Here is a 20,556-nt window from a genome sequence, read left to right as displayed (position 1 = left end):
ACGAGAATAGTGTACTCAGTTCATTGTTACTGTCGATTTGCTCAAGACGTTTAATAACGGTACAGCTATTAAACGGTGTATGCAAAACAATATGCACGTATGTTCCACCTCGTAATTCCTTTGTTTATACAGCTAATAAGGAGCTCACCTTAATCACCTTAGGGTTTAATACTGTCAACATACAGTACATTTGTATGTGGTAATATATGTTATTATCGAGGGCTGAAATTAATGTGAAAAAAATTATGAAAAGAGCGTGCCCTACACTAAATTTAGTGTAGGGTGGGGATGTCTATGAAAGTGGACTTTATAAATTTTCTTGATATTGTGGTGGGTGCTTATCGAGGAAGGATAGGTAGTTTACGGCCAATAAAAGAGCAGCTAAAGGCATTCTTTATGCACAATCAAAACAATGGTGCATCCATTCGTTATTATGGGCTATGGGAAGATAACAAACTAGTTGGTGGTATGCAACTCCAGGATTTTGAAATGAACCTTAATTTCCTTCATAAACAAGAAAAGATAGCCTGAGAATAAATAGCTTATTGTAATAAAGTAATTCCACCGTATAAAGCTATTGTTCTTTTTTCATAAAAAGTGATGAGCGTACAGGTCGTTCCAGCGGCGTAATGTTAATAATAAAATAGCTTATAATTAATATTAAAATAATAAGTGAATAAATTAGGGTGTTAGTGGGATGGTCATGTTCTACGATAATTAATCGAACCATGGCCGTAATCCCTATATATATAAAGTACCTTAGTGGAAAATGATAATTCTCTTTAAAATATTTAATAATCATAGTGATAAATTCAAAATACAAAAAGAAAATAAGAATATTAGCAAGGAAAAGTTTATAGTCTCCGCCATCATTGTTGAATATTAAAATTTTAAGAAATTGGAGGAGTTCTTTGCAAAGTAGGAAGGATAAAATGAGTGCTAAAAGTACAAGGCAAATATTTAGAAACAATTGTAAAGATTGCGGTACAGCCTTTATTAATTGTAAATAAGTCGAGTTCTTTTGGTTCATCGAATTCCTCCAATCTTATAAATCGCCCTAAGTGAATATGAAAACTGAGAACATATAATCATATGGTTGATCGTCACTCTTTTATGATTTGAATATAACATTTTATCGTAAATGTAGTAGTGTTTATTTGTAAAGTTTTGGTATATATTCATGAAAGAAAGTTTTCAAAAAAAATTAGCTGTATGCTAAAATAGATGTGCATGAAATATAAAATTTAAAAGGGGTTTTTAAAATGGCTAAAGCAGCAAAAGCAGATGCAAAAATTACACCAGAGCGTTTAGAAGAAGCATTAAACGTACGTGATCGTCTAATTATCGAGTTACTTGTACAAGTACTTGATGAAAAGCTTGTAATTGAACGTCCAGTACTACGTGAGCGTGTAGCAAACCTTGTAGACCTTTCTGATCATGATGCAGAATTAAAAGAAACGCTCCACGCTGTTATTAACAAGCTATAATTTTAAGGGAAATGCTACGCTTTAATTGGTAGCATTTTTTCTTTTGTTAAAAATATGCATTTTAAAATAAAAGAACGGTAAGCCAAGAGCCAAAACCGCTTGGCTAACCAGAAGACCTGATCAGGAAAGAGCCAAAACCACTCGGGTAACCGGAAGACCTGATCAGGTAATGGCCAAAACCGCTCGTGTAACCCGAAGAACTGATCAACCAAGAACCACCAAGAACCACAATTGCTCTGCCCAATATAAAACTCCTTCAGAGAGAATAGAATAACGAAATCCAAAGAAAATCCCCAACAAGAATTTGCTTCATTCTTGTTGGGGGTTCCCCTAGTTGTTAATATACTTTATCTCCATTAAAAATAGAGTTTTTTACAATTACATAATCTACATTTCGGATGGCATCTAGTTTATTGCCACCTGCATAGGAAATAGATGATTGAAGGTCTTGCTGCATTTCAACTAAAGTATCTTTGATGCTGCCTTTATGTTCAACATACATCTTTTTACCTTCAACATTTTTACGTTCGCCTTTTTGGAATTCAGAAGCAGATCCGAAGTATTCCTTCACAGTTTTACCGTCGACTTCGATTGTATTGCCAGGTGACTCTTCATGGCCTGCAAATAATGATCCAATCATCACCATTGAAGCACCAAAGCGAACAGATTTTGCAATATCTCCATGTGTACGAATACCACCATCAGCGATAATTGGCTTCGTCGCAGCTTTCGCACACCAGCGTAGTGCAGCTAGCTGCCAACCACCTGTACCAAAGCCAGTTTTGATTTTAGTAATACATACTTTACCTGGTCCAATACCAACTTTTGTTGCATCTGCACCAGCGTTTTCAAGTTCACGTACTGCTTCAGGTGTACCCACATTACCAGCAATAACAAAGCTATTCGGTAGATGTTTTTTGATATGTTGAATCATACGAATGACAGCATTTGAATGGCCATGTGCAATATCGATTGTAATAAAATCAGGCGCTAAATTCGCAGCTTCTAATTCTTCAATAAATGTGTATTCTTCATCTTTTACACCAACACTAATTGATGCGATTAATCCACGACCTTGCATATCTTTGATGAAATCGATACGTGTCTCTGGGTTAAAACGGTGCATGATATAAAAGTAACCGTTTTCAGCAAGCTTCACAGCAAGACTTTCGTCGATAATTGTTTGCATGTTTGCTGGTACAACAGGAAGTTTGAATGTATGACCGCCTAAAGTTACAGAAGTATCACATTCTGAGCGACTTTCTACAATACATTTTGCGGGAATTAGTTGAATATCCTCATAGTCAAATACGTTATCCATTATAAACACTCCTAAAATACGAATATTTTTTAAGTTTTAATTTAAATCGTTCGTCATTTGGTAATTTACATCATTTTCGAGTAAATGTCAAAGCTTTTATCTAAATAAAAAAATATCAGGAAAGAACAGGAATTAAGGGAAACATCAGGCGTGTTGATTAGGAAAAAATAAGTTTATTATTGAGCGATAAAAGGATTTTTTCGTTACCACTTTGCCAATATATTTCCATTTTGACTGATTGTAGCGTAGGGCTACTCGACTCCCGCGGGAAAGCGAGTAGCCCGTAGCGGAAATCAGCCTCTTTGGATGTATAAAAATGGTTAATCAACACACCTGGGGAAACATAAAGATATACCATTTTTCCGAAACAGTAATGAAATGTAGGATTTAGCGATTGTTAAAAAGATAACAGTGAACATCCCGTAAACTTTATGGGGAAGTAAGCTATTATTATGATTCTTCAAAAGAGGAAAAGTAGTTTTTGATCGTTTTATCTAAAATTTGTATTATTATTTGTTATCCATGTAAAATAGAATTGTTTCGAAAAATGACAAAGGGAGTGTTGGAAATGGCAGTAGAGGCCTACTTAATTTTTAATGGGAATTGTCGAGAGGCTGTATCTTTTTATGAGAAAGTTTTTAATACGAATAAACCTGAAATTATGACATTTGGAGATTCACCACAGAATCCAAATTATCAATTACCAGAGGAAGCAAAAGATCTTGTGATGCATACGCGACTTTCGATTTTTGGCAGCACGGTAATGTTTTCTGATACATTTCCTAGTAACCCATTCACGGTTGGAAACAATATAACGTTAGCTGTAGTCTCAGACGATGAGGATCAGATGCGAAAAGCTTTTGACGGTCTTAAAGATGGTGGTAAGGTTAAAATGGAGCTACAAGAAACGTTTTGGAGTAAATGTTATGGCTCCCTTACTGATAAATTTGGTATTCTATGGCAATTCAGTCATGAGGAAAATAAATAAATAAAGATCAATTATGCCTCGGCATAATTGCGTGACATTGTTAATATTGAAAAGCACGATGTTTGGAAAATCTCCATTAACATCGTGCTTTTCTTTTTAGTATTTAAAACGATTTACATAGCTTTGTAATTCATCAGCCATATCTAGAAGTGTTCTTGCGGCTGTAGCCATTCCCTGCATCGAGTTTAATGTTTGTTCAGTTGAAGCGGCAACTTCCTCTGACGCGGCTGCATTTAATTTTGCATGATCAGTGAGCTCGATAGCAGTTGCAGAAACTTCTTCGACTACCGCTGACATTTCCTGAGCGGATGCAGATATATCCTCCATTTTCGGAGCAATATCGTGTAGACTCTTAATAATGTTTGCAAATTTTTTACTTGTATCTTCTGTTAGCTGTAAACCATCCTGGACATCCGCTGAAGCTTTAATCATTGTTTGAACAGATTTAGCCGTTTCTTGCTGAATGCCAGTAATGAGTGCAGAAATTTGCTCTGCTGATTGATGGGATTGCTCTGCTAACTTACGCACTTCATCAGCGACTACTGCAAAGCCTTTCCCATGCTCTCCAGCTCGCGCTGCCTCAATAGCAGCATTAAGGGCAAGCAGATTTGTTTGGTCTGAAATAGCACTAATAATTTCTAAAATAGAACCAATTTCTTTTGTTCGATCATAAAGTGATTTAATCATCGTATCTGATTGTGTCACAGATTCATGAATAGAAATCATTTGATTAACAGTTTGTTCGACTGCTTGGCCGCCTTCTTCGGCCAATTTTATAGCATGGCTAGATAAATCTGAAACCTGCATAGAGCTATCAGCGACCTCGACGACTCCTTTTGCGATTTCCTCAATAGAAACAGCATTTTGATCAATACCGGTTGTTTGTTTTTCTGTACTGATAGCAACCTGTTGCATAGCTTCCTTAACTTGCTCTGAAGCAGCTATATTTTGTTCGGCATTCGCAGATAATCCATGCGCCGAAGTCTGTACGTGTTGGGAGCTTTGATCCACGTTATGAATAAGTTCTTTTAAGTTAGTCTTCATAGTGATAAAAGCTTCCCCAAGTTGTCCAATCTCGTCTTTAGTATGAATGTCAATAAACGCTGTCAAATCGCCCTCACTAATTTTTATAGCGCTTTGTTTAAGTCGATTGATCGGATTAACGATCGATTTTATCATGAATAGCATAAAAATAATGCCGACAATAATAGAAATAGCGATGATTATTAAGTTGATATTAAAGGTCGAAGCTGCGGCTTTTGCAGCCTCGGCTGTAAACATAGTACCAACAACTTTCCAACCCGTTAGTTTATTTGTAACAAATTGTAGCTGACGATCTTTTTCTATAATGGCACCACTATCTTGTTCATAGATTTTAGTAATATAGCTTTCCGTTGCTTCAGCACCACTTTCTTTATCTGGGTGGGCAATATAATTCTTATTGCTATCTAAAAGTGAAGCAAAGCCGGTTTCTCCAATATGTATATCATTCGTGATGGTACTAAGTTTAGATATATTTAAATCTAACCCTATTACTCCTGAGCCATCTGGTAAAGCCTGAGTAATCGTCAGAACGATATCACCTGTAGTCTGTGTAATGTATGGAGCTGTAATAGATACTTGGTCTTTGCTATCTAAAGCTTGCTTATACCACGGTCTCGTCCGCGGATCAAACCCACTAGGGTATTTTTGAGCAGGCTCATCCAGTAGTCTGCCATCAGAAGTTCCGATATAAATCAGTTCCACCTCTGGATGCATGTTCATGTATTCGTGGAAAAGAGATTTAAGTTCTGGAATTTTACCTTCTTGTAAATAAGATTGATTGAGTTTTTTAGTAAAGTATTGAACGTCCTTCACTTTTGGCTCGATCGTGTTGGTAATATTCGTATTAAGCATGCGCACGCTTTCGGTTGCGCTTGCTTGTTGTTCTTCTGAAATTTGCTTTCCAGCACTTCGGTAAGACACAATTCCAATTAACAGTGTTGGGATGATAAGCATTGCTAAAAATGAAAAAATGAGCTTTTTCCTTAAACTTAGTTGTTTCACTTGAATGATCCTCACTATAATATTATTTGTATTTTAAACTTTGTTATCACCGAAAATTGAGTATGTGATAATGGCTTAGGACCAATCTTCTGTTGCTGACGCTACGTTAACACTACGCTTTCGCACAGAGAACATCTACTGCTCTAAGAGCCTCATCGGATAATATACGCCCATGTTATGGTGATTGGTCTATACTTTACCGTTCTAGGGAAATAATAGACAACTAGGCTCATTTTATCAAAAATAAAATAAAAGTTAAGTATTTTGTAATAATTGTGTCCGGAATCGGCTGAAAGAAGTTAAAACAATAACCGTTAGATAGGACATATAAAGCTACTTTTTGATATATACTAATGCTCAAAAGAGGAGGGAATTGTTTCATGATTCGACAAATTGGACAAGTGATGTTATATGTAAATGATCTGGATACTGCCGTGAAGTTTTGGACAGAAAAAATTGGATTTGTAGTAGTTGCTGACCAGGAAGAGGGCGGAGTACGTTGGATTGAAATTGCTCCAACTAAAGAAGCTCACACTACCTTTGTTCTTCACCATAAAGAAATCATTGCAAAAATGCAGCCTGAATTAAATTTAGGAACACCTTCTATTATGTTTTATGCCGAGCATATAGAAAATTTATATCAAGATTTTCAAGCAAAGGGCGTTAAAGTAGGAGATTTAGTAATGATGCCAATGGGTAGGGTTTTTAATTTTGCTGATCATGAAAATAATTATTTTGCATTAGTAGAGAAATAAACCTTCCTATCAGTAGAAAAAGCAAATTCGAATCTGTCCGATTTCGATTGTTCTGTACGGAAATCGGGCAGATTTTTTTCTATATATCAAATTACTTTAAATCTTCTCCAAAAATCCCTACAGTTTGACGGTCAACTTTAAATTCATGGCCATCCCATTTCAAAATATTTTCTACATAACCTAATCCATCGGCATGAAATCTTCCTGCTATAGCCTGATAAGCTAAAATCTCATATATTCCATCACGTTCATAGTCTACTGGATACAATCCGCTGATTGGATCTACCCACCCTTCAATAGGTTGCTTTAGTGTACCATCTTGATGATAAATTTCCGCTAAATAATCCGGACCCTTGTATTGTAAATCGATGATATATTGCTTTTTTGGATTCATGCTTCGAATGGCCACTTTATATTGATTTTGATAATTAACGCTGTACTTTAGTTTATTATTAAACGATTCTGCATCAAAAATTGAGCGAATTTTGCCGTTTATTGAGGCAAATATTTCACCGTTGATAATACCTCCACTACCTCCTGTGTCAGAAATGGCTAAAATATCTTCTAGATGATTGCCGGTAAAGTCACCTAAAAATATAGTTGGGTTATAGCCGACGCTTTGTTTTAACATTATTTTTTCGAATTGGTGCGATTGTCCGTAAAAAATAGCAAGCGTTAGGTTTTTCCACAAAGGGCTATCTGGAGTTTTAGTCCCCATCAAAAGAACAGTTTCAAGTAAGCCATCTCCATTAATATCTCCAAATTTCGTTTGAATAACCTGAGGGGTCATAGGTGAAATAGCGATATTATTCAAAGATGGATTCATATTATTAGTCATACAGGCACCTCTTTCTTTAGTTTTAGCATATGTTATAAACGTGGCTTGGTGAAAAAAAGAAGATGTGCAAGTAATGAATATAAAACTTATAAAAAAACTTGTAATTAACCATTGACATTTTTAAATGCGAAAAGTATCATAAATGTCAACGAATCAGAAAATTCAGTACCAATCATCATCTCTCTACTAAAAAGTAAGTAGAGATTTTTTTACAACATTAATTCTTAGTAAGTGTATACGTTTTATACATTTTGGGGAGAAGGAGATATTCTTGAAGAATTTATTTATTAAAACAAAGCAGCAGCAGTATTGGCTAGATCAGCTAGCATCTATTTCTGAGTCAATCAAGGCTGAGGCTAAAGAAGTAGATGAACAATCTCGTTTTCCATTCGAAGCACATAAACTACTTTTGCAAATTGGTTATCCAAAACTAACTTTACCGAAAGAATATGGCGGTGAAGGATTATCAGTCTATGATATGGTACTCGTTCAAGAAACGTTAGCAAGCTATGACGAGAATGCTTCACTCTCACTAGGATGGACATTAAGCGTTGTAGGCGAACTATATGAGGAAAAGCTATGGGCAGACGATATGCTAAGTTCCTTTGCCCAGGAAATAAAGAACGGTGCCATTATAAACAGGGCTGCAAGTGAAGCGGCAACTGGGAGTCCAACACGTGGAGGGCGACCAGGAACGAATGCTGTTTCAAAAGAGCAAGGTTGGCTCTTAAATGGACGTAAAATCTTTACGACAGCCTCTCCGGTGCTAGATTATTTCTTAACATCAGCGTGGATTGAGGAAAAAAATCAAATTGGTTTTTTCCTTATTCATAAAGATGCTCAAGGGCTTTCAATTGAAGAAAACTGGGAAATGTCAGCAATGCGAGGCACAAGTAGCCACGACCTAGTTTTAAAGGATGTAATTGTCCCTTCAAATCATTTAGTAGAGTTACCGAATCACCCAAGTGGTGGCAAGATAAATGGTTGGATTCTACATATTCCAGCAACATACTTAGGTATTGCTCAAGCGGCTCGTGATTATGCACTGCATTTTGCAAATCATCATCAACCTAATAGCTTGAATGCTCCGATTAGTACATTACCGAATGTGCAGCAGCTTCTAGGCGATATTGAATTGAAGCTATATCAAGCACGCTTTGTACTGTATGGAGTTGCCGAGGCTTATGATGACCCAGCTAGACGTGAGCTTTTAGCAAATGAAATGGCGGTTGCTAAGCATACCGTAACAAACTTGGCGATCGAAATCGTCGATAAGGCAATGCGTGTAGTAGGTGCGAAAAGTCTACAATTAACAAATCCATTGCAGCGCTACTATCGAAATGTTCGCGCAGGGCTTCATAATCCACCGATGGATGATATGACAATTATTAAATTGGCAAATGCCGCAATTGAACAGCAAAAATCGCATGAATAAGGGGAAATGATATATGTTTAAACAAAAGAAAAAGATTTTTCAACTAGCAGCAATCGGGTTGGCTTCACTTGCTATTTTAGCAGGTTGTAATTCAGGTGAAGCTTCAGATAAAGCTTCAGATAAAGCTTCAGATAAAGGCTCAGAGGCTGGCGTGAAAGTACGTACAGTGAAGGTTGCATATGATCAGGCGTCTAAGCCTATTAGTTATATTGATGATAACGGAAATCCAACAGGCTACGATGTGGAAGTTATGAAGCTAGTGGATGAGATGTTACCTGACTATAAGTTTGAATTTGTAGGCACGACTAGTGATGATTTACTAATTGGTGTTGAGCAAGGGAAATATCAAGTAGGAATAAAAAATGCCTTCTTTACGCAAGAACGTACAAAAAAGTTTATTTTCCCTAAAGAATTTTTGGGCTTAAGTAGTGCTGGTTTAGTATTACGTAAGGAAGATGAAGGTGTAAAAACATTAGCTGACTTTGCGAAAAAAGGTTATTCATTAGCACCAATCGCTGCGAATAATGCTCAGTACACAATTATTGATGAATATAATAAGGCCAACCCAGACAATAAAGTGAAATTACAGGCTGGAGATGCATTTACTGTCGATGTCGTGCAATGGGTAAATGAAAAACGTGTCGACGGTGGTGTGATGATTGAAGGTCCATTTAAACAACAAGTTTTAGCAGAAGATGGCCCATATCATAATTTAAAGGATGACGTAGTGTACAACGAATTTGCCGTTATTAAAACATGGCCGTTATTCAATAAAAAGGAACAAGAATTTGCAGATGCTTACGATAAAGCTATAGCAAAAATTAAAGAGCAAAAGAAAACAAATGAATTAAGCACTAAGTTTTACGGTCGTGATTTATTTGAAGTGTTAGATTCTGTGAAGCGCTAATACTAATTTCTCTTTTAAAGAAAAGTGTTACAGTTGGTACCGGATAAAAGGCTGTTGAGTCAGTAAACTCAGCAGTCTTTATTCATACAAAAGAGCATTAAAATCCAAACATTTAATAAAAGTTGGTGAGGAAATGGAGAAGTATTTTGATGCATCATACATTTGGAACTCAATTCCTGTATTATTGCCGTTTTTAAAAGTTACCTTCTTAGTCGCAGGGTCTTCCATTGTGCTAGGTACAATATTCGGCTTACTATTAGCGGCAGCCAAGTTAAGTTCAATAAAATTGCTGCGAAAATTAGCGAACTTATATACAACAATTATGCGTTGTACACCATCTATCGTCTTATTATTCCTCGTATATTATGGTGTGCCAGCGTTAGCGGAAAACTTCGGCATCAATCTCCACTCAATCGAAACAGCCATTTTCGTAGTCGTAACGTTCACTTTACAGTTTGCTGCGATTATGTCAGAAGTTATTCGTTCTGCCTATTTAGCGATTAATAAAGGGCAATTTGAAGCGGCTGTTAGTGTGGGATTAACGCCATTTCAGGCCTATCGACGTATTATTTTCCCACAGGCACTCGTGATCGCATTACCGAACTTTGGGAATGGAATGATTGCGTTATTACAAGAAGGGGCGCTCGCTTATACAATCGGCTTAATTGATATTGTCGGAAAGGCAAATTTAATTATCGCAAGTAATATTAATGCACATGCATTAGAAATATATATTGCTTTAGCGATTGTTTATTGGGTGCTGTCGATTATTATCGAAAAATTCTTCGCTATGCTAGAAAAGTTCTTTGGTAAGGGGAAAAAGACATTAGAAACAACGTAAGGAGGCGTAACCATGAATTATCAATTTTTAGTTGAAACATTTTTTGTTGCATTATCAGGTGTACCTATCGCACTCCTTGTGACAATTGTTGCTATGTTTGTTGCTCTACCACTTGGTTTTCTACTAGCGCTAACACGGGTCAATAAAATCCCAGTGATCCACCATATAGCGAAAATTTATGTCTCCTTTGTTCGAGGTACACCTATAATCATTCAAATCTTTATTATTTATAGTAGTGTCCCATTACTACTTAAAATGATTTTTGAAAAATATAATATTGCCTACGATATTTATAAAATCAATCCGATTTGGTATGCATTTATCGTCTTCGCATTTAGTACAACGGCCATATTAATTGAGGTATTTCGTTCTGCTTTAAGTACGATTGAAAAAGGTCAGCTTGAGGCTGCTCATGCAGTAGGCTTATCAACATTTCAAGCTTATCGCCGTATTATTATTCCGCAGGCTTTAGTAGTAGCGATGCCAAATATTTGTACGGCTACAGTCAATCTTATTAAAGCGACGTCTTTAGGCTATGCAATGTCCTTACCTGAAATTACCTTAAAGGCTAAAGTAGCTGCCAATGTTGGCTACAATTACGTAGAAGCATATATTGATATTTTCATAGTGTACTTAATTTTATGTAGTACGGTTGAATACATTTTTAAACGATATGAAAAGCATTTAAGTAAATTCAAAGTGGCAAAATCCTAAGGGGTGAATGAGTATGTTAGAAATTAAAAATATCTATAAATCATTTGGTGACAATGAAATTTTAAAGGGTGTCGATTTAGCTATTGATAAAGGTGATGTTGTTGTTATTTTAGGCCCTAGCGGCTCAGGAAAAACAACATTATTACGTTGCATTAACTTTTTAGAGAAAGCTGACCAAGGACATGCGACATTTGGTGATATCCAAGTAGATTTTCAAAATGTGAAGAAGAAGGATGTCCATTCGATTCGTCAACGTGTAGCCTTTGTATTCCAAAACTACAATCTTTTCACGAATAAAACAGCGCTAGAAAATGTGACAGAAGGGCTTATTATAGGACGTAAAATTCCAAAGGCAGAAGCGATTGAAATTGGCAAAAAGGCGCTCGATAAAGTAGGCTTATCAGAAAAATATGATGCCTATCCAAATCAATTGTCTGGAGGTCAGCAACAGCGAGTCGGTATTGCACGAGCGGTAGCGTTAAATCCTGATATTATTTTATTTGATGAACCGACTTCTGCACTGGATCCAGAACTAGTAGGAGAAGTCCTTCAGGTTATGAAGAACATTGCAGCAGAAGGAACAACCATGCTTGTTGTCACACATGAAATGGGCTTTGCAAAAGACGTAGCAAACCGTGTAATTTTTATGGATGGCGGTGTCGTTGTAGAAGAAGGAAGTCCTCATGATATATTTGTGAATCCGAAAGAGGAGCGCACGAAGAAATTCTTAAAACGTGTTATTCCGGAGGATTATACGTACTACATTTAACTTCTTGCAGAAGTTAAAGCCTCCGGCGGATGTCACGGATTCAGCAAGGAGTTCTTTGTGCAAACACAAAGCCGAATCCGGACGCAATTATGCCGAGGCATAATTGATAGAACAAAAGAAGAGAATCTGCAAGCCTCAATGGAGGGATGCAGATTCTCTTTTTTGAAATTAAAGCTCTAAAAAATGTGTTAACTTGTTAATGGAATAGATGTGCAATTCGTGCATAGCTCGCGTACAAGCTGTGTAGAAATAATAACGTTCTGTTTCTCTAGAATAATTAGCTGCTGAGGCATTGTATAGCAAGACAGCGTCGAATTCAATTCCTTTTGCCATATAAGCTGGTAACAGTAAAATACCTTTTTTAAATTGTTTTGTATGATGGGTAATGAGTTGAATATCTACTTGGTCTTTCATTTTATCAAAAACCTTTGTACACTCTTGCTCTGTTTTACAGATGACTGCAATTGTTTCAAAATTTTGGGACAAGTTGTTAATCTTTTCGACAAGCTGTTCCATTAAATGTATTTCATTCGACACAATCGTGATAGTTGGTTCGGGACCAGTTCTATTAAAGGCTTCTACTTTGGCGTCCTCATGTAAAATCTTTGAAGTAAGGTGAATAATTTGTTTTGTTGAGCGATAACTTTTCGTTAGTATCATTTTTTCTGCTTGTTCACCATACAATTGTGGTGTCAGCAGTGAGGGGTTATTAAAGGTATGAGGATGGATAGTTTGATGTCCATCACCCAATATAGTCATACGTGCACGTGGGAATAATTGTTGTAAAACAAATAGCTGAAAAGGAGAATAGTCTTGTGCTTCATCGATTAAAACATGACGAATCATCGTATTTGTTCGTTGACCTTCTATTTTGTCCTGTAAGTATAAAAATGGAGCAGCATCTTCATATGAAATAATACGCTTTGCTAAATTAGGGAGTGTATGTTGACAGATTTCTTCCCAATGGTCGGGTAAAAAGTTCTGTAAGTGCTGATGAATAGAGTTGTTCATGTCAAACAATTGACGATAAATGCCTAACATATGAACGAACTTTAATTGTTTCACAGATTGACGAAGTGGCTTAAACTGCTTTTTGACAATTTGGATAGCTATTTTCTTACGCTCTTGCTCAAAATCATCAAAGGTGTTTTCTGAAAAACGACCTTCATGTAAAAGCTCGCTATAGGTTTTTGTATACTCTTCAATGTCTAAAAGTTCACTAGCTTCTTCTACCCATTCTTTCGCCCGTTCTGCTTTTTCAATTTTCGATAATCGTTGTAATAACCAATCTTTTACCAACTGCAGTCGATTTGGGATAGGAATTGTGGAATTGAACGAATAAAAGTATTCAGCAATTTCTTGAGCTGTAATAATTCTTTCTCCGCGAAAAACAATATTTTTAAACAGCAAACCTTCATGTGCAAGGAACTGAATGTATTTGTCCATCAATTCTCGATATTGGAGGCTAGCTTTAAAAGAAATAATCGTAAGCTTCATTTGGTAGAGTGAGTCATCTTTCTCTGTTAAAAGTGACTCCAATTGTTCATAAGGGTATTCCAATTGGAACTGTCGACCTAAACGTTTTGTTGCATATTCGGAGAAGGTTAATTGCTGCATATTATCTTCACCTAAATCCGGTAAAACGGTATGAACATATTGATTAAAAAGCTGATTAGGTGTAATCAATAAAATTTGATCTGCAGTAATTTGGTCTCGATAATGATACAACAAATAAGCAACACGTTGGAGAGCAACAGCTGTTTTTCCACTACCTGCGACACCTTCTACGATGAGATAAGGAGTGTTGACATGTCGAATAATTTGATTTTGCTCAGCTTGAATCGTTGCTACGATGCTAGGGATATGTTCGTTTGCATTTTGAGCGAGAATATCAAGTAATAAGTCATCACCGATCGTTAAACCTGTATTAAACATCGATTGCAAATGACCATTCTTTATAATAAATTGCCGCTTTAAAAGCATCTCACCTTGAATTTCGTCAGTCACCGTTTCATAAGTAGCTGGGCCAGGGGTGTAATCATAATACATACTTGCTATAGGGGCTCGCCAATCATAAATTAGTATGTTTTCATTCTCTTCATCCAGTAAGGTTGCTACACCGATATAAATCTTAAAAGGTTCGTTATGACCATCCTGTAAAAAATCAATGCGAGCGAAATAGGGTGATTGCAGTAAACGGTCATAAATTTTTACATCCTTGACGACACGTTGCTGAGCATGCTGGGAATCAGATAAGAGCTCTGCTTGTTGTTTGATAGCATAAAAGGTTTCGTCTATATCCTCAGGCGTATCTAAATTCACTCTAACGTCGTCCCAAAAGGTTTTCTTTAACGTTAAAACATTGTCTTTAACAGCCTTTTCTTTTTGTAGTAACTCCTCTTTTTTGTGGCCAACTGTGTTAAAACAAAGAACAAGATACTGTTTTTCTTCTGTCCATTCATATTGTTTTTCCAACGTTACTCACATTCCTTTCAATATGGATTTAGAATCGGGAAATTTATCATACAGCTAGTTCAGAAAGAAGTATAGTCTAGTAATTTTGTCAAATTTATGATATAATATATTTATAAGGAAAAATCAAATTTTTAATAAAAAAACTGTTCCGGAAAAGTTGGAGCAGTCTTTTTTTATAGTCTGATTTCCCCTTTTGAAGAATGTTGCTTTTTATGGATAGTCTCCGAAATTTTGGTGTGACATCGTGTATATAAGCTGATCTTTGTTCTGGCTGGGTGTTTTTGGGGCGTCGGATGAGTCGCTTGGGTTGATAAGTGTTTTCTGTGCGAAAGTGAAGAGCTAACGCAGCGTCGGCAGCAAATGTTTTCTCTATGTGAAAGCGAAGCGACAGCAATGTGATGTTGGTTAACGAAGGTGTTATCACAGGGTGTGGTGTTCTTAATCTCCGGTCCCGTACTCGCTTCGGGGGCTCAACTGTGACCCGAGGAGTCGCCCAGTTCTGCACCGACCAACTTATATTCATGGTGTACGCTTCAACAAATGTCGTGTGCGACTTATATCATTTTAACCCTCAAAAATTAATCCCTATACTTTTAGCGTTAAGTTGATGATTAATTTTTGATAAAAAACAGCTCCGAAAGTAAATGAAATAGAGGTTAATTGCTAACTAAAGAATATGTTTCTATAAACGATATAGATACTTGAAAGGGGGTGAGAAAATGAAGGTGATATTTACGGTTGGGTTACCTGGGAGTGGCAAGAGCACGTTTGTTAAGGGGCTAGCAAAAAGCGAAAATGCGCTTATTCTTTCAAGTGATGCCATACGTCAAGAGTTATTCGGTGACGCTACAAGGCAGAATTCACGAATAGTATTCCGTGTTTTGTATGAGCGTTTGAACGAATGTGTAGCTAAAGGACAATCTGTTATTGTTGATGCGACAAATATCGAACGAGAACGCAGGATGTTTACGGTAGGTAAATTGTCGGATGGTGTGAAAGTTTTATGCTATTATTTTGATACACCTTATGCGTTATGTGTAACAAGGAATCAGCAAAGAAAGAGGAAGGTTCCGTTAGTGATAATGGAAAAGATGAGAAAGAATTTAGAGTTTCCGATATTGGGAGAAGGATTTGAAGAGGTGCATATTGTACATGAAACGAGTCCATATGAAATCTCAAAAGAGCAATTTATTTCACTAATCCAGAGCCAACCCACATATGAGGAGCTTTTTCAAAAGTTAAGATCAGTCCAACCATTTAAAGAAATTTATCGATTTAATCAAGAAAATCCTTATCATCAATTTTTACTTTGCCAGCATACGTATTTTGTTTATGACTATATGAACGAATACTATATGGAGAGTGACAAGTTAGCGCTACAAATAGCTGCTTTATTCCATGATGTAGGCAAACCGTTTTGTAAAAAATATAAAGAATTACAACAGAGATATGGATATTATGGCCATGAAAATGTATCTGCTCAAATGGTATGCCATTTTTTATTAGAGCTTGGCTTTGAAGAAGACTTTGTTTTAAAGGTTGTTAATCTAGTACAATTTCATATGTTAATTCAATATGGGGGTGATAGGGGATCAAGTAAGATTTATCATTTATTAGATGGTGACTTATTAACAAAGCTTTATTTCTTTCGTGAAGCAGATCAATTTGCGAAGTAGATGTAGACAAAGGAAGTGAGTTTATGACCAATTTGATGAAATATCCAAGAAGCTTTCATTTGCCGTGGAGTAGAGGGTATACACATGATGACAAGGTTGCTAAAAATGTTGATCATTTTATTGGAAAAGAGGTTGTTGTAACCGAAAAATTAGACGGGGAAGGAACAACACTTTATCAAAACTATATGCATGCTAGAAGCTTAAATTCAGGAGATCATCCGTCGAGGCATTGGGTGAAAACGTTTCATGCTACATTTGCATTCCAGATTCCAGAAGGCTGGAGATTATGTGGTGAAAATGTTTATGCCAAGCACTCCATTTACTACAATGAGTTAACTAGTTATTTTTATTTATTTAGTATTTGGAATGAAAAAAATATTTGCTTGAGCTGGGATGAAACAGTCCATTATGCAGCTGAATGGGGGATTAAAACGGTACCTGTATTATATCGAGGCATTTTCGATGAAGAAAAAATAAAGAAGACGTTTACAGGGAAATCACTTCTTGGGGGTGAGCAGGAAGGGTATGTTATTAGAAACGCGACTGCCTTCCATTATGATGATTTTCGATATAATCTAGGGAAATTTGTGAGACAGAATCATGTTCGAACAAGCGAGCATTGGTTAAATGAAGAAGTGATTCCTAATCAATTGAAATAAGCTTTATTTGAAAAGATTGAATCTACTATAAAAAAAGGACTGAGAACAATGTAATTCTATACATGAAATTAATAATAAATAATAAATAATGAATATGAGGAAGTATGCAATGGCAGCGTGTCCCTCTCTTTACAGAATAGGGTCTTACAGGTTCGATTCCTGTCATCCTCACTAAATGACATAATTGAAAAAAGGGGTTTACCTGTTTGCAATTTTGTGGACATAGCGTCGACATTGAAGCAGGTTCACTTTTAATAAAAGAACGCCCATAATGTAAAATGGGCGTTCTTTTTTATAGCTTTTTACTTTGTATAGTTATCGAAATAACCTTGAATATAAATCATCGGTGTTCCTTTGTCACCTGAACCTGAAGTTAAGTCTGAAAGAGAGCCAATTAGGTCTGTTAAACGACGAGGCGTTGTACCTTGAGCAGCCATTTTCCCAGTTAAATCTTCATCTTTGTTTTGGATATACTCAGAAATTGCTGCTTTTAATTCTTCGCCACGAAGATCCGCAAAATCGTTATCTGCTAAATATTTTAGTTTTACTTCGTTTGGCGTGCCATCTAATCCAGCAGTGAAAGCTGGAGAAACAACCGGGTCAGCTAACTCCCAAATCTTACCTACAGGATCTTTGAATGCACCATCACCATAAACCATTACTTCAACTGTTTTACCAGTAGCCTCTTTGATTTTTGCTTGGATGCCATCAACAATCGGTTGGCAAGTATGTGGGAATAATTTTACGCTATCTTCAGTAGCTTTATTTGAACCAAGTAGACCATACTCCGCATTAAAGCCTGAACCATTATTAGATTCAGATAAAATATTATCAAGACTGTATACTTTTTCAGCGCCATTTGCCATTAAAATACGTTTTGTACGTAAGCGTGTATGAATATCACAAGTTAAAACACTCTTCGTAAAATCTAAAATTGTTTTTGGGTTATTTGAAAAAATAACTTCACAAGAAGCGCCTTCAGCTTCGATTAGTTCTTTATAATATTCAATATAATCTACACCTGTAAATGTATGTTTTTTATAGCCGAAATGCTCACGGAAATCAATCTCTGTTAAAGTATCAGTCCAAGGATTAATCCCTTTTACATCTAGCTCATCGATATCAACTAGGTGATTCCCAACCTCATCAGATGGGTAGCTAAGCATAAGTACAACTTTTTTTACGCCTTTAGCAATACCACGTAAGCAGTTAGCGAAACGATTACGGCTTAGAATTGGGAAAATAACACCAACAGTATCGTCACCAAATTTAGCAGCTACGTCAGTTGCGATGTCATCAATGGATGCATAGTTACCTTGTGCACGCGCTACGACAGATTCTGTTACTGTGACAATGTCACGATCTTCAATGGAATAGCCTTCAGTCTTTGCTGCATTTAATACCGTATCAACAACGATTTGCTCAATATTATCGCCTTCGTTAATAATTGGACCACGAAGACCTCTTACTACTGTACCAACTACACGTTCCAAAATAATCTCTCCTTATTAAATAGATAAATGTATGATTAATAGTTATGCCTCGGCATAATTGCGTCTGGAATCGGCTGTAGGAGCTTCGCAAAGCCCCCTTACCGATTCCTTTTCGCCCACTGAAAAAAGTTAAATATTGTGAAATTAAACCAATATGATTTTACTATACGCCCCTTTAATGATATAAGTAAAATTAATAGTTCGTATAATAGCTATAAGAGGTGCTTATATGATAGGAAAATTAGATTTATATCGCGTTTTTAGTATTGTTGCTAAAAATAATAGCTTTTCAAGTGCGGCTAAATATTTATATATGACTCAACCAGCTGTTAGCCAAGCTATGATGCAATTAGAAAAGGAGCTAGGTACACGTCTCTTTAATCGCACACCTAAAGGAGTGACGTTAACAACTGAGGGTAAACTTTTATATGAGTATACAAATTCAGCGTTAGGTCTTTTAGATGCTGGTGAGGAGAAGTTGCTAGAATTCAAAAATTTAACAACAGGTCAGTTGAAAATTGGGGTAGGGGACACTATTTCGCGTTTCTTTTTAATGCCTTATCTAGAGACGTTTCATACAATGTACCCAAATATAAAATTACAAATGTTAAATGGAACGACTTCGGAAATTTGTAACTTTATTAAATCTGGTGAGGTTGATATAGGACTTTGTAATTTTCCGATAGAAGATCAGACATTACAGTTAACTGCTTGCACAGAGGTTCAGGATATTTTTGTATGCGGCGAGAAGTACAAAACGTTAGCATCAAAAAGTTTAAGCTTTGAGGATCTGTTAAAGTTTCCACTTATTTTTTTAGAGAAAAAATCAAATTCAAGAAAGTATGTAGAAGATTATTTATTTACAAGAGGGATCTTCATTGAACCTGAGTTTGAGCTTGGTTCACATGATCTAGTGCTGGAATTTGCACGCAGTAATTTAGGGATTGCTTGTGTAACGAAAGAATTTTCTAATGATTATTTGCAGCGAGGGTTTTTATATGAGCTAACATTAACAGAAAGTATACCAACACGAAGCATTGGCATGTGTTATTTGAAAAGCGTACCTTTATCTCGAGCAGCGTTGAAATTTGTAGAAATTATTGAGCAAAAGCAGGAACGTAAACGTCTAAATCCAAGAATTATAAAGTGAGCTTAGCGGCTTAACCCGCTAAGCTTTTTTTAATAGTGCCTCTATAAGAATGTCAACATTGCGTTTGTTTTTCATTGTAGGTGAGTACAAATAAGAAAATGTTCGTATAAAATGCTGTTCCTTGAGAGGTAAGATTTTTATATCGTCATTTTTTAATTCACGCTCAATGACACTAGCAGACAGTAATGAAAGTCCAAGCCCTTGAATAACGCTTTCTTTCACACCTTGATTGCTGCTAATAGTAAGAAGTGAACCTACTTGGAGCCCATTTGCTCTAAATAAATGATCTAAATAATAACGTGTGCCAGAGCCTTCTTCACGTGCAACCCAATTCTGCTGCTGTAAGTCCGTAACCGTAATAGTTGCCTCCATGGCAAGAGGGTGATTACTCGTACTGACAATAAATAACTCATCTTGCATAAACGGTTTAATAATAAGTTCATGGTCATGTGCCTGTCCTTCAATAAGACCGATATCGACTTGTAACAATTTTGTATATTGAATGATTTCCTTCGTATTGCCGATAATAACTTGAAGCTCTAGTTGAGGGAATTGCTGCTGCAAGCTCGCTATGATAGGAGGCAATATATATTCGCCAATTGTAAAGCTAGCGCCAATTACAAGTGTACCTTGAATTTCATGATGATAGGTTAAAATATCTTCCTTTGCCGCCTCCGCGATTGCCATCATTTGCTTAGCTCGTTTATATAAAATTTCTCCAGTTGGTGTGATTTGAACAGATTTTGGTGAACGGATAAATAAGGTCGTTTGAAATTCTTGCTCTAAGTTTTTAATGTGTAAACTGACACTTGGCTGTGAAATATGAAGTATTTCGGAGGCCTTCGTAAAATTATTGACCTCCACCAATGTGATGAATGTTTTTAAAGCATCAAATTGCATAGTATCACTCCTATCATTAGAAATATTAATAATTACAATTATATATATGTATTTTACTGATGGTTAACTTTTTAATAAAGTAATAATCATCAAGGATGAAAG

Annotated in this window: 19 protein-coding genes and 1 tRNA gene; 13 read left to right on the top strand and 7 right to left on the bottom strand. The window is 36.2% G+C overall.

Going from position 1 to position 20,556, the window contains the following annotated elements; all coding sequences use genetic code 11:
- Nucleotides 1–294 precede the first annotated feature (294 nt).
- On the top strand, nt 295–531 hold the full coding sequence (locus AMS59_RS06140; protein ID WP_053482879.1) for a hypothetical protein: 237 nt from the start codon (nt 295–297) through the stop codon (nt 529–531).
- Nucleotides 532–574: 43 nt separating this feature from the next.
- On the opposite strand, the gene psiE is transcribed toward AMS59_RS06140, so the two are convergent.
- Complete coding sequence (gene psiE / locus AMS59_RS06135) at nt 575–1,030, bottom strand: phosphate-starvation-inducible protein PsiE (protein ID WP_053482878.1); 456 nt, start codon at nt 1,028–1,030, stop codon at nt 575–577.
- A 232-nt stretch (nt 1,031–1,262) separates the two neighbouring features.
- Here psiE and AMS59_RS06130 point away from each other — a divergent pair, with 232 nt between their 5' ends.
- The gene (locus tag AMS59_RS06130) at nt 1,263–1,487 is read left to right on the top strand and encodes a hypothetical protein (RefSeq protein ID WP_053482877.1); all 225 of its coding nucleotides are present in this window, start codon (nt 1,263–1,265) and stop codon (nt 1,485–1,487) included.
- Nucleotides 1,488–1,824: 337 nt separating this feature from the next.
- Here the strand turns inward: AMS59_RS06130 and guaC are convergent, their stop codons facing one another.
- Nucleotides 1,825–2,808 carry a GMP reductase gene (guaC, locus tag AMS59_RS06120; RefSeq protein ID WP_053482875.1) on the bottom strand — a complete coding sequence of 328 codons (984 nt, stop codon included), beginning with the start codon at nt 2,806–2,808 and terminating at the stop codon, nt 1,825–1,827.
- Nucleotides 2,809–3,376: 568 nt separating this feature from the next.
- Here guaC and AMS59_RS06115 point away from each other — a divergent pair.
- Entirely contained in the window at nt 3,377–3,796 is a 420-nt protein-coding gene (locus tag AMS59_RS06115) for a VOC family protein (protein WP_053482874.1), read from the top strand.
- A 96-nt stretch (nt 3,797–3,892) separates the two neighbouring features.
- Here AMS59_RS06115 and AMS59_RS06110 read toward each other — a convergent pair whose 3' ends face one another.
- A complete protein-coding gene (locus tag AMS59_RS06110) occupies nt 3,893–5,842 on the bottom strand; it encodes a methyl-accepting chemotaxis protein (protein WP_053482873.1) in 1,950 nt (649 codons plus the stop codon).
- 380 nt (nt 5,843–6,222) lie between these two features.
- On the opposite strand from AMS59_RS06110, the gene AMS59_RS06105 reads away from it, so the two are divergent.
- Nucleotides 6,223–6,597, top strand: a complete 375-nt coding sequence (locus AMS59_RS06105) for a VOC family protein (protein ID WP_053482872.1) — start codon at nt 6,223–6,225, stop codon at nt 6,595–6,597.
- Between the two features lie 91 nt (nt 6,598–6,688).
- On the opposite strand, the gene AMS59_RS06100 is transcribed toward AMS59_RS06105, so the two are convergent.
- The gene (locus tag AMS59_RS06100) at nt 6,689–7,435 is read right to left on the bottom strand and encodes a hypothetical protein (protein ID WP_053482871.1); all 747 of its coding nucleotides are present in this window, start codon (nt 7,433–7,435) and stop codon (nt 6,689–6,691) included.
- 271 nt (nt 7,436–7,706) lie between these two features.
- Between AMS59_RS06100 and AMS59_RS06095 the strand changes: the two genes are divergently transcribed.
- The 5 genes from AMS59_RS06095 to AMS59_RS06075 all read left to right on the top strand — a co-directional run bounded on the left by AMS59_RS06095 (nt 7,707) and on the right by AMS59_RS06075 (nt 12,101).
- Nucleotides 7,707–8,870, top strand: coding sequence for an acyl-CoA dehydrogenase family protein (locus AMS59_RS06095; protein WP_053482870.1), 1,164 nt, complete (start codon nt 7,707–7,709; stop codon nt 8,868–8,870).
- A gap of 13 nt (nt 8,871–8,883) precedes the next feature.
- On the top strand, nt 8,884–9,777 hold the full coding sequence (locus AMS59_RS06090) for a transporter substrate-binding domain-containing protein (protein WP_053482869.1): 894 nt from the start codon (nt 8,884–8,886) through the stop codon (nt 9,775–9,777).
- 133 nt (nt 9,778–9,910) lie between these two features.
- Entirely contained in the window at nt 9,911–10,618 is a 708-nt protein-coding gene (locus AMS59_RS06085) for an amino acid ABC transporter permease (RefSeq protein ID WP_053482868.1), read from the top strand.
- Nucleotides 10,619–10,630: 12 nt separating this feature from the next.
- On the top strand, nt 10,631–11,332 hold the full coding sequence (locus AMS59_RS06080) for an amino acid ABC transporter permease (RefSeq protein ID WP_053482867.1): 702 nt from the start codon (nt 10,631–10,633) through the stop codon (nt 11,330–11,332).
- A gap of 13 nt (nt 11,333–11,345) precedes the next feature.
- Nucleotides 11,346–12,101, top strand: coding sequence for an amino acid ABC transporter ATP-binding protein (locus tag AMS59_RS06075; protein ID WP_053482866.1), 756 nt, complete (start codon nt 11,346–11,348; stop codon nt 12,099–12,101).
- A 168-nt stretch (nt 12,102–12,269) separates the two neighbouring features.
- On the opposite strand, the gene helD is transcribed toward AMS59_RS06075, so the two are convergent.
- Nucleotides 12,270–14,576 (bottom strand): RNA polymerase recycling motor HelD, encoded by a 2,307-nt coding sequence (gene helD, locus AMS59_RS06070; protein WP_053482865.1) that lies wholly within the window; start codon nt 14,574–14,576, stop codon nt 12,270–12,272.
- Nucleotides 14,577–15,295: 719 nt separating this feature from the next.
- Here helD and AMS59_RS06065 point away from each other — a divergent pair.
- From AMS59_RS06065 to AMS59_RS24900, 3 genes are all read left to right on the top strand, one after another.
- Nucleotides 15,296–16,252, top strand: a complete 957-nt coding sequence (locus tag AMS59_RS06065) for an AAA family ATPase (protein WP_053482864.1) — start codon at nt 15,296–15,298, stop codon at nt 16,250–16,252.
- A gap of 23 nt (nt 16,253–16,275) precedes the next feature.
- Complete coding sequence (locus AMS59_RS06060) at nt 16,276–16,911, top strand: RNA ligase family protein (RefSeq protein ID WP_053482863.1); 636 nt, start codon at nt 16,276–16,278, stop codon at nt 16,909–16,911.
- Nucleotides 16,912–17,007: 96 nt separating this feature from the next.
- A tRNA-OTHER gene (locus AMS59_RS24900) sits at nt 17,008–17,082 on the top strand.
- A 131-nt stretch (nt 17,083–17,213) separates the two neighbouring features.
- Here AMS59_RS24900 and AMS59_RS06055 read toward each other — a convergent pair.
- Nucleotides 17,214–18,404, bottom strand: a complete 1,191-nt coding sequence (locus tag AMS59_RS06055; protein ID WP_053482862.1) for a coenzyme F420-0:L-glutamate ligase — start codon at nt 18,402–18,404, stop codon at nt 17,214–17,216.
- Between the two features lie 229 nt (nt 18,405–18,633).
- On the opposite strand from AMS59_RS06055, the gene AMS59_RS06050 reads away from it, so the two are divergent.
- Complete coding sequence (locus tag AMS59_RS06050) at nt 18,634–19,554, top strand: LysR family transcriptional regulator (RefSeq protein ID WP_053482861.1); 921 nt, start codon at nt 18,634–18,636, stop codon at nt 19,552–19,554.
- Nucleotides 19,555–19,572: 18 nt separating this feature from the next.
- Here the strand turns inward: AMS59_RS06050 and AMS59_RS06045 are convergent, their stop codons facing one another.
- Nucleotides 19,573–20,454 (bottom strand): LysR family transcriptional regulator, encoded by an 882-nt coding sequence (locus AMS59_RS06045; RefSeq protein ID WP_053482860.1) that lies wholly within the window; start codon nt 20,452–20,454, stop codon nt 19,573–19,575.
- Nucleotides 20,455–20,556: the final 102 nt, after the last annotated feature.

Origin of the sequence: Lysinibacillus sp. FJAT-14745 (assembly GCF_001275675.1) — a bacterium.
Classification (GTDB): domain Bacteria; phylum Bacillota; class Bacilli; order Bacillales_A; family Planococcaceae; genus Lysinibacillus.
This window is presented reverse-complemented; position numbering and strand designations above follow the sequence as displayed.

Bases quoted from the DNA above. Each gene is read 5' to 3' on its own strand.
- AMS59_RS06140 (WP_053482879.1), top strand. From the start codon at position 295: ATGAAAGTGGACTTTATAAATTTTCTTGATATTGTGGTGGGTGCTTAT.
- psiE (WP_053482878.1), bottom strand. From the start codon at position 1,030: ATGAACCAAAAGAACTCGACTTATTTACAATTAATAAAGGCTGTACCG.
- AMS59_RS06130 (WP_053482877.1), top strand. From the start codon at position 1,263: ATGGCTAAAGCAGCAAAAGCAGATGCAAAAATTACACCAGAGCGTTTA.
- guaC (WP_053482875.1), bottom strand. From the start codon at position 2,808: ATGGATAACGTATTTGACTATGAGGATATTCAACTAATTCCCGCAAAA.
- AMS59_RS06115 (WP_053482874.1), top strand. From the start codon at position 3,377: ATGGCAGTAGAGGCCTACTTAATTTTTAATGGGAATTGTCGAGAGGCT.
- AMS59_RS06105 (WP_053482872.1), top strand. From the start codon at position 6,223: ATGATTCGACAAATTGGACAAGTGATGTTATATGTAAATGATCTGGAT.
- AMS59_RS06100 (WP_053482871.1), bottom strand. From the start codon at position 7,435: ATGACTAATAATATGAATCCATCTTTGAATAATATCGCTATTTCACCT.
- AMS59_RS06090 (WP_053482869.1), top strand. From the start codon at position 8,884: ATGTTTAAACAAAAGAAAAAGATTTTTCAACTAGCAGCAATCGGGTTG.
- AMS59_RS06085 (WP_053482868.1), top strand. From the start codon at position 9,911: ATGGAGAAGTATTTTGATGCATCATACATTTGGAACTCAATTCCTGTA.
- AMS59_RS06080 (WP_053482867.1), top strand. From the start codon at position 10,631: ATGAATTATCAATTTTTAGTTGAAACATTTTTTGTTGCATTATCAGGT.
- AMS59_RS06075 (WP_053482866.1), top strand. From the start codon at position 11,346: ATGTTAGAAATTAAAAATATCTATAAATCATTTGGTGACAATGAAATT.
- AMS59_RS06065 (WP_053482864.1), top strand. From the start codon at position 15,296: ATGAAGGTGATATTTACGGTTGGGTTACCTGGGAGTGGCAAGAGCACG.
- AMS59_RS06060 (WP_053482863.1), top strand. From the start codon at position 16,276: ATGACCAATTTGATGAAATATCCAAGAAGCTTTCATTTGCCGTGGAGT.
- AMS59_RS06050 (WP_053482861.1), top strand. From the start codon at position 18,634: ATGATAGGAAAATTAGATTTATATCGCGTTTTTAGTATTGTTGCTAAA.
- AMS59_RS06045 (WP_053482860.1), bottom strand. From the start codon at position 20,454: ATGCAATTTGATGCTTTAAAAACATTCATCACATTGGTGGAGGTCAAT.